A 13,778-nucleotide genomic window follows, 5' to 3' on the forward strand; every position below is an offset into this window, starting at 1 on the left:
GTTCTGAGTGCAATTTATCTCACTTAGCCCCAGTCTCCCATAAAATAGGTACTTTATTTCCGCCATGCTGTACTAGTGGGTTTTGATAGTTTTTTGTAAATGAGGGAGACGCCGAGATTCTCGGCACTCTCGGTTGGGCGAGGTGGAATTGTGTACTGACTTGATCGATCAACACTTTTGGTAATCGCCGCAGCCGTCGCACGGGCCATTGGGATTGACAGCACAGCGCAGAATTTCCGATCGAGCATTAAAGCGACAGCTAGCATCTCCGATAACCCAGATGCCGCTTACAAAAGTTCTTTCCGTCGGCGGTGTGGCTGACTGCACGTACAGGGCAATTTTTTGCAGTCGGTAGCGGCCGGATTTGAGTTGATAGCGGTGGTGGCGTTCCAAAACAGCGTAGGTTTGTCCCTCTAAATCTAGATAGTTCCCCGGTTGTGGCGTCCAATCCAGCCGAATGCTACCTAAATATTGGCGGGGGTGAGAGAGAATCACCTCTACGGGTAAAGTATTTTGTTCCATGTGGCGGTGCGTTTGCGAACTGAACTAAAGGGGCAAATAGTTGACTCAACCTACATCTTGTTCATCTAGAAAGATAAGTTTTTATAGAGAGAGTAATTTAGGTTTAGGCGCTAAACTTAACTATAGAACCTTTGGCGATCGGCGGATAGCCGACTAACCAACAGGGCTAGGAAATAAACTTCAACTCGCTTGAGCTAACTAAAGTTAAGTTCGATTAGCTTTGATAAAGCAGTACAGGCTGATAGTATCGCAACTCGCAGGTTAGATCGATACGCGGTTGAGATTCGTGAACAGATTTTAACGGTTTGCAGGACGTGGGGTGCTTCGGGTGCGTTTGTACTGAGGAATTCAGTGCTCTGATTTGTATGAGGACTGAAGTCCTCAGTACAAACCAAACCGAATTTTTGGCAATCAAAATTCCCAAAAATATGCCATTCCTTCCATGATTCCCCAAGCGCAAGCAGAACCTGCTAAATAATGATTTTCCTTGCCACATTCGCGATGCCATTCTAAGAGCTCTGATAAAGCATTAGCGACGATTACTCCCCGGACATCTTGTTCAAACATATTGATATCATTACCAGAATCACCGCAAACTAATGTTGCCTCAGATGGAATTTGTAGGCGCTTTTGTAAATAAGTAAGGGCATTGCCTTTATTGCTAGTTTGCGGTAAAATATCCACATCGCGATTACTGCTAAAAATGATTTGAGCTGGTAGTCTCGATTCAGTTAACTTTTGCTGCAAAGTCTGGAGAGTCGAACTATTTTCTGCTGCTGGTTCCAGACAATAACTGATTTTCCAAGGATTTTGTTCTTTTAGGGATTGGGGTTTAAGCTGGGAAAACTGCTGAGCTAAAGAGGCGATCGCCATTTTATCCCAGTCTTGAGAAAGATACTCCGCCCAATCTAAATCGAGGGTTCCGTCTTGGTAAATTTCGCTGCCTACACCTGCGATCAAATAGTCCGGTGCTAGCAGTTGCTTTTGGGCAATTAATTCGCAAGTGGAAGCATGAGAACGCCCGGTAGCGTAAACCAAACAAATTTGCGATCGCTTTGATTGCAAGCGCTGGTTTAAAAGTTGAGTTGCTTCGTCATCTCCCACTAGCGTGTTGTCTAAATCTGTAACTAATAAAAACTTCATTTTGGGAATTAGTCAGGAGTCCGTAGTCATCAGTGATTAGCGATCGGGAATCGAGCGCTTCCTAAAATTATTTTAACTATTTATCAGAATTTGTTAAACAAAACACATTTATAAGCAAGCTTATCGTTTAAGATTGCCCAAATTTAATTTTCAACAAGTGGTGTGAGTGGTATGGTGAATAATTCAACCTCCGTTAAAGCTTTTTGGCTGTCTTTCTTGATTTCTGGTGCGGCGGTGCCTTTGGGGCCGATCTCCGCAACAGCTCAAATTCAGAATACCTCAACTCCAGAAGTTGCGCTAGAAGCGAGTGCAGTCCCGGAGGCTAACCCAGACGCAGCGCAGGCAGCAGTTAAGATTGAGATACCGAAGTTAGCGGCGATCACCGCAGAGACTAACTCAGCAGTCGATCGCGCTTTACCTGACACAGATGCAGCATGGGTGAATCACGCTTTACCCGAAACAGAGATAGCAACAGTCGATCGTGCTTTACCTGACACAGATGCAGCATGGGTGAATCGTGCTTTACCCGCAACAGATATAGCAAGAGTTGATCGCGCTTTACCCGAAACAGATATAGCAACAGTCGATCGTGCTTTACCCAAACAAGATATAGCAACCGTCGATCGCGCAGCAACAGCCCCAGAAATAACGGAGGCAATTCGCGGATTGCCCCCACAGAAGTTAGAAATTGCAAACTCTCCTCAGTCTCAACAAGTTGCTGAAGCCAGCAAAGTTGCCGACATCAGCAGCGAGACGGGCACCGCTGATGACCTCAGCATACAAGAAGACGCAGCACAAGTCACTTCTGTTTCCCAACTCTCCGACGTGCGGCCGACAGATTGGGCTTTTCAAGCCTTGCAATCCCTAGTAGAAAGATACGGCTGCATTGCGGGATATCCAGACGGCACATTCCGAGGCAATCGAGCAATGACTCGCTACGAATTTGCCGCCGGATTAAACGCTTGCTTGGATCAAATTACCAAACAAATTGGCGGTTCTACTGGTAATTTAGTCAGCCGAGAAGATTTACTCGCTTTGCAAAGATTGCAAGAAGAATTTGCGGCAGAATTAGCTACATTGCGCGGTCGAGTAGATGCTTTAGAAGCCCGCACTGCCGAATTGGAAGCCAACCAATTTTCAACTACTACTAAACTAAACGGATTTGCTTGGTTTAACCTGACTGGAGCTTTTGCGGGCGAGGGAGTCCGAGTTGAAGCAACAAATGGAAAAGCTGCTCCGCTCGATCGAGTAGCCGGACGCGATCCTGTCACCAACAGACCAATTGTGCAGAGAGTGGACGATCCAGAAATCACTTTCAGTCAGTTAGTTTGGTTGACTCTCACTACTTCCTTTACAGGGAAAGACGAATTGATTACACAGCTAGCTGTAGGTAACGGCAATTCCCCAGCCAATCAGTATACTTCAACGGGTTTTTTCAATACATTCGGCACTCCTTTTCTCGATCAAACTGCGGGAGGAAATCCCAATGAAGTTATCCTGCGGGAACTTTCCTATCGGTTCCCGCTTACCAACAGCTTGCAAGTAGTAGTCGGGCCGCGGATTAATTTTTACCGCTACTTTGACAACAATAACTTTAACTTTTTCGTAGACGGTGCCAGCAGCTTTAATTCTAACAACAGCCCTTTGTTAAGCGCTACCCGACGCGGTGCCGGTGCTTTGGTTTTGTGGGATATCGGCCGCGCATTGAAACTGCGTTTTGGCTACTTGGGCGAGAGTACGGAATTTTTGCCCACTTCGGTGTTTAATTCCGCTTCCAATCCATCTCAAGGCTTGTTTGGTGGGACAAATACGACTACGGCAGAATTAACATTCAGTCCGAGCGATCGGACTAATTTGCGCTTTTTGTACAGCCGTTCCAACATCCAGCAAATCGGCGGCTTAATTGGATCTCCTAACAGCAAGCCGTTAAACGGTGTGGCAGATGACGGTTTTGGTGGTCGGCTGGGGAATGCGACTGCGAATACTTATAGTTTCAATTTCGATTGGTTAGTCACTCGCGGCTTTGGTCTTTTCGGCCGCTACGGCTACGCCGAAACCAATATATTTCCCAAGACTAACCGACCCGACGGCACGATCAAAAATCAATCTTATCAGTTAGGACTTGCATTTCCCGATTTGTTCAAAGAAGGAGCTGTGCTTACGGTGTCATATTTAGTACCTTTTGACTTTACTGGCGGTCGGAGATTTCTGATTTCTGGCGGAGGGAATGGCGGCACTCAGTACGAAATTGAGGCAACTTATTATTTGCCTCTCACCGACCATATTTCGATCGTGCCGGCATTTTATGCGATCGGCAATGCCAACAATTTCGATAACAACCCGACAATTTTTGTGGGCAATTTGCGGACGCAGTTTAGTTTTTAATTCCACGCATGGGAACCGAGAAACCGGGTTTTTTGACAAAAAGACGCGTTGTAGCCCGCACCCAAGGTAAAAAACCCGGTTTCTAAGTATGGGCGGGGCCGGTTTATATAATTTGTCGATAATTATCAAAAATATAGGCGAACCCGGCCCTACACAATTTAACATCATACAAGTCCGAATCAAACGGACATTACATGAATTGACACACACTCAATAATTAATCCGTGTAAGCTGTTGCACATTTAAACTGTGATACAAGCATTACCCTTATTTTTGATTTTCCGACCCCATTTAATTATTAATTGCCCTTCATTTAAGAGGCGGTGCAATAAATACTCTAGCTCTTCAATAGATGTAAAAAGTCGATTGGCAATATATTCTTTTGCCGAATGCCATACTAATTCAATTAAGTTATAGTCGGGGCTGTATTCGGGGAGGAATTCTAAATGAAGGTTAGGCATTTCTGTTTCAATTATTTTCAGGTACTCTTCTTTCTTGTGAAAACTAGCATTATCAAGGATAATCACTATTTTGGCTCCTTTTTTCGCAAATTCTGAGGCTTGATTACCTGCTGATACCCATTCATTAATTAGCTCTTCATAAAACAGTTTTAGCACTTGATAAAAATTATATGAATTGCCTTTTTTGAGGAATTCTACCCACCTTTTTTTATCGGAATTTCTCACTCCTCCCATTACATTAACTCTGCCTTTTCTCCGGTCTCCTCGGACCTTTTTTCGGCTGCCTTTTTTACACCTGTTCTTTCTTCTGGTGACTCTTAAACTAAATCCACTCTCGTCCCAAAACCATACCTGTAAACGTTCTGGCGATTCTTTTTCTATTTTTAAATATTCGGCTATCTTTATTTTAAACGCTGTTCTTTTTTCAGGATTTCTCTTGGACTCTAGGCTATACTTAGCCCAGATGTAAACATACTTTTTTTTCTTTAATATCCTCCGAACTTGTCCTCCACTTAAGTTTATTCCTGTGGATTCCTCTAAGTATGTTGCTAATCTCTGCGCTGTCCATCGTCCAAAATCATATCCTAATTCTTGAGGATCTTTTTCAATAGTTTCTAATAATATCTCTATATATTTATCTGTGGCTTTTTTGTGATTTCCCTTCATCCTTTCATCTATTAGACTTTCTAGATTGTCTGGGTCTCCCTTTATACACCAATAAGATACTTTGTTTACTGAGCAACCCAAAAAATCAGCAATTTTAGATTGAGTTTTACCGTCATTTAGCAATAACAAAATCATAATTCTTTCTCTGACATTTGCCTTTTCTTCCTCTTTTAAAGCTTTCTGTAGTTTCTCTATTTGTTTGGGATTGAGATGGTTTTGGGCTGGCATTTTTGTAGGAATTGACTAAACTAAACTTTTATTATACCCTATTTAAAGGCACAACAGCTTATTAATGTTCATCCGTGTAGTGCCTTCCTGATTCCTTCTACTTAATTGGAATTTCGATGATAAATTCAGTGCCTTTGCCGGGTTCCGAGAGGCACTGCAATTTGCCGTTGTGTTTTTCAACGACAATTTGGTGCGAAATTGATAAACCTAAACCTGTGCCTTTTCCTACGGGTTTTGTGGTAAAAAACGGGTCAAACAAACGCACGATCTGATCTTCGGTAATGCCCAAACCATTATCTTTAATCCGAATACAAATGCTCTTGTTATCAATCGTTTCAGTTTGAATCGTAATAGTAGGAAAGGGAGAATTAGCGATATTTTTTGCTTGGCTGCTGCTTTCTTCCAAGGCGTCGATCGCATTTGCCAATACATTCATAAATACCTGATTTAACTGCCCGGGGTGACAGTTTATTTGCGGCAGTTCTCCGTATTGTTTAATCACTTTAATGCCCCGCCAGTTGGGTTTGGCTTTCAGCCGGGTGTTCAACATTAACAGGGTACTTTCTAAACCTTCGTGAATGTCGGCCGTCTTGATTTTCGCTTCGTCCGCGCGCGAGAAATTTCGGAGAGTTTGAATAATTTCTACAATGCGCTCGCATCCGGTCTGCATCGAATTGAGCAATTTTGGCAGGTCTTCTGCTAGAAATTCTAAGTCTATATCTTCGGCTTGTTGCTGAAGTTTTGCTGGGGGATTTGGGTACTCTTCTTGATAGACTTGCACGATTTCTAACAAGTCGAGAACGTAGCCTCGGACGTGGCAGAGGTTGCCGGCGACAAAGCCAACAGGGTTGTTAATTTCGTGGGCAATTCCTGCTAGCACCTGTCCGAGGGAAGACATTTTTTCGGTTTGTACTAACTGCATTTGAGTTTGCTGCAATTCGTGCAAAGCTGTTTGCAGTTCTTGGGATTTTTGCCGATCGCGATCGGCGGCGGCGGCCCGTTCTTCCTCAACTCCGATCGCCCCGGCAATAATTCCGATCAGCTTGCAGTCGGCTTCTGTGGGCGCGATCGACTCAGTGTAGACAACGCACACCGCACCCACGTAATTGTCGCCCCGCCGCACTGCTTGTCCCAGATAGCTTCGCAGTTGGTAGCGGATGACAGCGGGATCGGTTTGGGCGTAGATCGTCTTCTGCAAGTCAGGAATGGCCACAGCCCGATCGCTTCCTTTGCTGCATACGTCGGTGCAGATGTGGCCCTGGGCGCGATCGACCAGCGGGTAGTCCGGCGGCGCTTGCCAAGTCGCGATCGCGCGCAGCACACCGTCACCGACGCGGTTGTAGATGGCGCAGCTTCCGCCCAAAAGCTCGCCGGCTAAGGATGTCAGGCGCTGGATGTTGTTAGCCGCGTCGGTGGTGAATCCCAAAAAGCACTCGTTGATTTTGCTGAGGCGGTACTCTGCTTGCCTGCGCGCGGTCATGTCGCGGGAGTTGATCACAATTCCTTTCACAGTGGGGTCTGCTAGCAAGTTGATGCCCACACCTTCGAGAAAACACCAAGAACCGTCAGCGCGGCGGAACCGACCTTCTAGGGCGATCGGAACGCCTGGATTTGCGATCAGTTTTTCGCCGTCGGAAATCACCGAGGCAAGGTCGTCAGGGTGGATCGAATCCAGAGCAATTTGACGATCAATTTCAAGGGGTTCGTAGCCCAAAACTCTTTCTACAGAAGGGCTTTCGTAAACAATGCTACCGCTATCGTCGAGAATAGTAATGATGTCGGAACTGTTGAGAATCAGCGATCGCCACTTAGCCTCATTTTGGAACAAAGCTGACTCGGCTTGTTTGCGATCGGTAATATCCTCTACCATTTGCAAAATAAACTGTGGCGTTCCCTGACTGCTGTCGATGACAGAGGCGCTGAGGCGTCCCCACCTGATGCTGCCGTCTTGGCGGAGGTAGCGCTTCTCGATTTGGTATGCTTCGCGGGAGCCCGCAGCCAACTGTTGACGCAACTCGCGCGCAGTTTGGGCGTCTTCCGGGTGCGCGCAGTCGTCGAGGCAGACACCTCGCAGTTGAGCTTCCGAGCTCCCCAGCATAGCTTGAAATGCCGGATTAGTGGCGATCGCAACACCTTCGAGGGTAGCGACTACCATGCCGATCGCAGCGCGTTCAAAAATTGCCCGAAACCGCTGTTCGCTGTCTCGCAAAGCTGCATCCGCTGCCACTTCCTGCGTAATGTCCCGCCCTGCGACTGCCAAACCTTTGCGCGAACCGTCGGGGTTGAACAGTGGCACTTTCCGCACTTCAAACAAATTGCTGCCGCCTGTGGGCAAGGGGACAATTTGGCGGCTGGAGGTAAGAGTGCCTGCTTGCCAGGTTGTTTCGTCGGTTTCCTGCCAAGTTAGCAGGATTTCTCTGACTCTCGGATCGGCGGCGGCAGCGAGTTCGGCAGTAGTTTTGCCCTGGTAGTCTGCGGTTTCCCAGCCCAAAAGTTGCAGGGCGCAGTCGTTGGCAATCAGCCAGCGCCCCTCGCTGTCTGTGAGGTTGATCGCGTCGGGGACGGCGTTAATCGCGGTTTTCAACCAGTATTCTTGATTTCGCAGGGCTGCTTCGGCTTGTTTGCGGGCAGCGATTTCGGCGACGGTTCCTTCGTAGTAAAGGAGTTCGCCATCTTCGTCGCGGACTTCGCGCACGTTTTCCGAGATCCAGGTAGTGCTGCCGTCTCGGCGGCAGACGCAGGACTCAAACTCTTTCAGGGAGCCATTTTTGCTAATTTCGGCCATGAAGGAAGCGCGGCGGGTGCGATCGGCGTAAAGGTTTTTTGCCGAACATTTTGCGATCAGTTCTGACGGGGAATCGTAGCCGTACATTCGGGCGAGTGCCGGGTTGGCGCTGAGGTAGCGCCCGTCTGGGGCGGTTTGAAATATGCCTTCTGTGGCGTTTTCAAAGATGCTGCGGTATTTTGCCTCGGTTTGTTTGAGGGCTTCTTCTGCTTGTTTGCGATCGGTGATATCCGATTGGACGCCGATGAAGTGGGTGACGAGCCCGCTGCTGTCGCGCACGGGCGAGATGGTGAGTTCGTTCCAGAATGGGGTGCCGTCTTTGCGGTAGTTTTTCAGAACTACTTTGCAGTCGTGTTGTTCTTTCAGGGCTACGCGGATTTGATCGACGGCAGCGCGATCGGTATCCGGGCCTTGCAGGAAGCGGCAGTTCTTCCCAATTATTTCGCTGCGATCGTAGCCTGTAATCCGCTCGAAAGCAGGGTTGCAGTAGACTATTGGCTTGTCCGGCCGGGTAGCGTCCGCGATCGCGATGCCGTTGCTGGTAGCTGCCAGGGCGCGATCGTACAGCCGAAATACTTCTTCTATTAAATTCGGTGCATTGCCGCCAGTGCGAGTCGGCGATGGCGATAGTGTTTCAGAAGGAATGCTTATATCGATCTGCATGAGTTTCTATATATTGAGTTTATTGTCGATTCCGACTGGCAGCACACCCTAAAGTTTAACAGAATTGCCTGTTTGGCGAAGGCAGAACTTAGAAGGTTATTATGCAAAAATTGGGCAACTAATTATACCTACAAAAAATCTGGCATCCCTCGTTTTTTGCTTGGGCTTTTTGCCTTGTGCCTTCTACCTTCAAAGGAATCCTACTTGTTAATTTATAATAGCTGTTGCGGCGATCACTCTATCTCTGGTATGGTTTACTTAGCAGAGTTTGGGCGGCTTACAGGTTCGCGCATTTATTTTTTCGATTGAATCAAAACAAATAGAGCGTCCGGCTCTAGTAAAATATTTTTTTAATTATTTTTATTTAAAACGTGTAAAATATTTTAAACAAACAGAGTCAACATTAATTTTGAACGAACGCAGCAAGTTCTGAAATATCGTCGATCGCGAAAGTCGGTTCTAGGGCGAGACACTCAGCGCGATCGCCATATCCGTAAGCCCCCCAACAAACATCTATTCCAGCATTTTTAGCAAACAGCAAATCAACCGCTGTATCGCCAACCATTAAAACTTGACTGTTATCCAATTCCGGGAACAGCGGTTTAATAATCGAGTGAAAAACCGCCGGATTGGGTTTCGGGATTATTTGTCCATTATCACCTAAAATTAAATCAAAAAAACTGTGAACTTTCAAAGTTTTCAGCAACGAATCAACAAAACTAACGTGTTTGTTGCTAAAAACTCCCAGGCTCATTCCCGACTGGCGCGCCAACTGCAAGACTTGCTTTGTCCCGGTAAATAACTCTACCTGCTTTTCACCTTCCGTCCGATAAAAAGAGCGGTAAGTTTCAACCCATTCAGGAATTGCGCTTTCCTCGATCGCCGGATGGAGGATTTTAAAACTATTTGGTAAATTGATGCCGATTGTACCTATAATAGTATCAGCAGCAGGCGGGGCAATATTGTAGCTTTCAAAAGTTTTGGTAAAGCAAAATACAATAGCTTTGTGAGTAATTGCCAAAGTACCGTCGAAGTCGAAAATAATTAACTTGTACTGACTCATCATCCGTTCCCAATGTAAATTATAATTTTTTAGCATTCAAGAGGTCAACATGAGTGTCACCGAAAAACCCGAACTTCTAGTAACAGATTTTACAGATTTTCCAGACCACACTCAATTACCAGATTCCGACGGTACTTTTGTAAAAAACTTTCAAGAACACCCTCAAAGCATCCTGTTAACAACATCTGTTCGACCCATTTTAGACCAACTTCATCCCGACGGACAATATTGTATCGGTCAAGATTCCGGCATTTATTGGCGAGTCCCGCAACCCCCAGAACCCCTAGCCAGAGGAGCTGAAGCACCGGATTGGTTTTACGTCCCCGACGTGCCGCCAACTCTCGACGGAAATATGCGGCGTTCCTATGTGATGTGGAAAGAATTAATGCCGCCGTTAATCATACTAGAATTTGTCTCTGGAGATGGCAGCGAAGAAAGAGATAAAACTCCAAAAAAAGGCAAATTCTGGATTTACGAGCGAATTATTAGACCTGCTTTTTATGGAATTTATGAAGTCACAAAAGCCAAAATAGAATGCTATCATTTGGTGGAAGATAGATTTGAGTTAATGTCAGAAAATCAGCGAGGACATTACCAAATCGAGCCAATGGGATTGGAATTAGGCATTTGGCAAGGAATTTATCAGGGCGTAGAACTGCCTTGGATGCGCTGGTGGGATGCTGAGGGGAATTTGCTGCTGGCCGCTGATGAACGGGTAGAACAAGCGGAATTGGCAGTCGAACAAGCGCAGTCAGAAGCAGAAGAAGAACGGGAAAGGCGAATAGAAGCCGAGCAGCGAATTCAAGCTTTAGAAGCGCGTTTGCGAGAGCTAGAAGGAGGCTAAAATCCGAATCAAGAGGGCGGGTTTATTAAATTATTGGTGTGAGAGAATTAAATGGCTGGTAAAACCCGCCCATACCCACATATTTTTATCGTTTACGCAGATATTTTTTTCTTGTCTCCGGTTTGTCGTATGGGAATTTTAAAAATCACCACTTCTAATCCAGAAGCTGCTTGTATTATTTGATAAGTATTTTGTAGCTTTGTGTAGAATCTATGGCACTAATTGTTCAGAAATATGGCGGAACCTCGGTTGGTACAGTCGATCGCATTTTGGAAGTAGCCCGACGAGTTGTAAAAACAGCACAGCTCGGCAACTCTCTCGTTGTCGTACTTTCGGCGATGGGCAAAACCACCGACGGTTTAGTTAAACTCGCCAAGGAAATTTCCCCAAATCCCAACAAGCGGGAAATGGATATGTTGCTTTCCACTGGGGAACAAGTCTCGATCGCACTTTTGAGCATGGCATTGCAGGAAATGGGACAGCCCGCAATTTCCCTCACCGGTGCCCAAGTCGGCATTGTCACCGAAGCCGCCCACACCCGCGCCCGGATTTTGCGAATCGACCCAAATCGGCTTGAAAGCCAGTTAAAAAGCGGTAAAGTCGTTGTTGTTGCGGGTTTCCAAGGTATCGCCGATGCGGGAGAATTGGAAATTACCACCTTGGGCCGTGGCGGTTCCGACACAACCGCAGTAGCCTTGGCGGCAGCGCTGCGGGCCGACAGATGCGAAATTTATACCGACGTGCCCGGAATTCTGACTACAGATCCGCGCTTGGTTGCCGACGCGCAATTGATGGACGAAATCACTTGCGACGAAATGCTGGAATTGGCAAGTTTGGGCGCAAAAGTCCTCCACCCGCGCGCGGTAGAAATTGCCAAGAATTACGGCGTGCCGCTGGTAGTGCTTTCTAGCTGGAGTGACGCCCCCGGTACCCGTGTAGTGTCCCCACCCCCGCAACCCCGGCCTTTGGAGGGCTTGGAGCTCGCAAAAGCGGTGGATGCGGTGGAATTTGACTTAGATCAGGCGGGGGTGTCGCTACTGCGTTTGCCCGATCGCCCCGGAGTAGCAGCGCGGTTGTTTGGTGCGATCGCCCAACAAAACCTCGATGTAGACTTAATTATCCAGTCAATTCATGAAGGAAATACTAACGATATTGCCTTCACCGTGACGAAAAATTCGCTGAATCAAGCTGTCGCGGTTGCAGATGCGATCGTACCCTCCCTCGGCAAGAATTCTCGCCCAGAATTGGGAGAACCGGAAGTGAAAGCTGAAGAACGGCCAATAGCTAAAGTTAGCATTGCGGGTGCGGGAATGATCGGTCGTCCGAGGGTAGCGGCGCAGATGTTTAAGACTTTAGCGGATGCGGGAATTAACATTCAAATGATTTCCACTTCCGAGGTGAAAGTTAGTTGTGCGATCGATGCCGAAGATTGCGATCGGGCCGTTGCCGAACTCTGCAAAGCATTTGATGTCGCCAATTCCCCTATAGGGCTGCATTCATCATCCCACAAACCGCCCGCCGTCCGCGCCGTTGCGTTGGATCTCAATCAAGCGCGTCTAGCAATTCGCCAATTGCCCGATCGACCCGGAGTAGCAGCAAAACTGTTCGGACTTTTAGCCGAGGAAAATATCAGCGTAGACACGATTATTCAGTCGCAGCGCTGCCACAATATCGACGGCATATTAACTCGCGACATTGCATTTACCGTCGCGCAAATTGACGCCGAAGCTGCTAAAAAAGCCCTGGAAAAAGCAGCCCCAGAATTCGGATGGGGCGAAGTAGCAGTCGATACACAAATTGCCAAAGTTAGCGTTGTCGGTTCCGGGATGGTAGCGCATCCGGGAGTAGCGGCAAAGATGTTTGAAGCGCTTTCCCGCCAGCAAATCAACATTCAAATGATTGCAACTTCCGAGATTAAAATTAGCTGTGTTGTGGATGAGGAACAAGCCGTAACCGCTTTGAAGGCAGTTCACGCAGCCTTTGAACTTGCCGGCACTGAAAGAATCCAAGTTCCAGCCTAATACAGGTTTGTAGTTGCGCTTCAGCGCCTGCTGGGACTCAAGCGCAACTACAAGCTTCAAAAGTTCATAGGACTTACGCAGTCCGACCAAAGAAACCGGGTTTTTCCAAAAAACCCGGTTTCTTTTGGCTGGAATGTGCGTATTTTCTTCCCTGAAACCCGGTTTCTCGTCCTCGATGCGTAAGTTCTAAATGTGTTAGCATAAAAAGAGTGAGCGACTTAATGAATTTAATCTTATGACTCTAGCAAAGGAACAAACTACTGATAGCAGTAGCAACAGCGGTTTATCGAATTTCCGCATCACTGTCGAACGTCTGCTCGAACTTTTAGATTTAGAACAAGAGGATGAGTACGGGATTTTGAGACCGACTGAGTATGCTTTCAGAACAGCGATGAAATTGATTGTAGAAACCTATGATATTTTGGGTGATAATTTTCCGAAAGCATCTACTGGTACAGATGATATAGGTAGTATCAGACTTGCTTGGCAAAATGTAAATGCCGATCGGAGAATACGCTTGTTCTGCCCGCATAATGCTGATGAGAAAGCTTACATTTATCATCAAAAGAGTGAGGAGTATGGCTCGGAAGATATTACTTCAGCAGCAACCTTAGCCCATTGGCTAGAGTGGTTTAATAAGGTATGACTGATAAATATTCTCGGAGGGAATCAGATGTAGTCATAAATATCTAATGATTCATTACAGTGGCAAGTAAAATACCAGGTAGCTCCTATATTTCTTGTAAAACACTCTTATAAGTGTGAAAACGTGCTATAATATCTATTATTCGTAGACTTGGCAGGCTTTTTTTTTAAGCCTCACCACTAACAATCGACTTTCGCATTAATACCAATGAACCAACCCTTACTCGGAGTTCCAGCCAGGAGCTCCTTTTTTTTGGCTCGTTTCTAAAGCAGAGTGAAGTGAGAGCTTGTTCCTCAATACAGCGCTTTGCATCTAAATAGAGTACACCCCTCCCCAACCCTCCCCGAAGTT

At 46.5% G+C, this 13,778-nt stretch carries 10 protein-coding genes; 5 read left to right on the forward strand and 5 right to left on the reverse strand.

The features are described 5' to 3' along the window. Nucleotides 1-168 precede the first annotated feature (168 nt). Entirely contained in the window at nucleotides 169-522 is a 354-nt protein-coding gene (locus QUA74_RS24500; RefSeq protein WP_333334313.1) for a DUF6464 family protein, read from the reverse strand. 411 nt (nucleotides 523-933) lie between these two features. Next, on the reverse strand, nucleotides 934-1,665 hold the full coding sequence (locus tag QUA74_RS24505) for a sucrose-phosphate phosphatase (RefSeq protein ID WP_333334315.1): 732 nt from the start codon (nucleotides 1,663-1,665) through the stop codon (nucleotides 934-936). A gap of 171 nt (nucleotides 1,666-1,836) precedes the next feature. Between QUA74_RS24505 and QUA74_RS24510 the strand changes: the two genes are divergently transcribed. After that, nucleotides 1,837-4,050: an iron uptake porin gene (locus QUA74_RS24510; RefSeq protein ID WP_333334317.1), complete on the forward strand. Its 2,214-nt coding sequence runs from the start codon at nucleotides 1,837-1,839 to the stop codon at nucleotides 4,048-4,050. 242 nt (nucleotides 4,051-4,292) lie between these two features. Here QUA74_RS24510 and QUA74_RS24515 read toward each other — a convergent pair whose 3' ends face one another. From QUA74_RS24515 to QUA74_RS24525, 3 genes are all read right to left on the reverse strand, one after another. Next, the gene (locus QUA74_RS24515; RefSeq protein ID WP_333334319.1) at nucleotides 4,293-5,405 is read right to left on the reverse strand and encodes an IS630 family transposase; all 1,113 of its coding nucleotides are present in this window, start codon (nucleotides 5,403-5,405) and stop codon (nucleotides 4,293-4,295) included. A gap of 97 nt (nucleotides 5,406-5,502) precedes the next feature. Further along, on the reverse strand, nucleotides 5,503-8,853 hold the full coding sequence (locus QUA74_RS24520; protein WP_333334321.1) for a PAS domain S-box protein: 3,351 nt from the start codon (nucleotides 8,851-8,853) through the stop codon (nucleotides 5,503-5,505). Between the two features lie 403 nt (nucleotides 8,854-9,256). Beyond that, nucleotides 9,257-9,952: an HAD family hydrolase gene (locus QUA74_RS24525; RefSeq protein ID WP_333334323.1), complete on the reverse strand. Its 696-nt coding sequence runs from the start codon at nucleotides 9,950-9,952 to the stop codon at nucleotides 9,257-9,259. Between the two features lie 13 nt (nucleotides 9,953-9,965). On the opposite strand from QUA74_RS24525, the gene QUA74_RS24530 reads away from it, so the two are divergent. The 4 genes from QUA74_RS24530 (at nucleotide 9,966) to QUA74_RS24545 (ending at nucleotide 13,427) form a co-directional block, all read left to right on the forward strand. Beyond that, nucleotides 9,966-10,760, forward strand: a complete 795-nt coding sequence (locus QUA74_RS24530) for a Uma2 family endonuclease (RefSeq protein WP_333334325.1) — start codon at nucleotides 9,966-9,968, stop codon at nucleotides 10,758-10,760. 51 nt (nucleotides 10,761-10,811) lie between these two features. Continuing rightward, nucleotides 10,812-10,943, forward strand: a complete 132-nt coding sequence (locus QUA74_RS24535) for a hypothetical protein (RefSeq protein WP_333334327.1) — start codon at nucleotides 10,812-10,814, stop codon at nucleotides 10,941-10,943. 29 nt (nucleotides 10,944-10,972) lie between these two features. After that, a complete protein-coding gene (locus QUA74_RS24540; protein ID WP_333334329.1) occupies nucleotides 10,973-12,781 on the forward strand; it encodes an aspartate kinase in 1,809 nt (602 codons plus the stop codon). A 235-nt stretch (nucleotides 12,782-13,016) separates the two neighbouring features. After that, complete coding sequence (locus tag QUA74_RS24545; protein ID WP_333334330.1) at nucleotides 13,017-13,427, forward strand: hypothetical protein; 411 nt, start codon at nucleotides 13,017-13,019, stop codon at nucleotides 13,425-13,427. Nucleotides 13,428-13,778: the final 351 nt, after the last annotated feature.

Source organism: Microcoleus sp. LAD1_D3, assembly GCF_036702135.1.
GTDB lineage: Bacteria > Cyanobacteriota > Cyanobacteriia > Cyanobacteriales > Microcoleaceae > Microcoleus.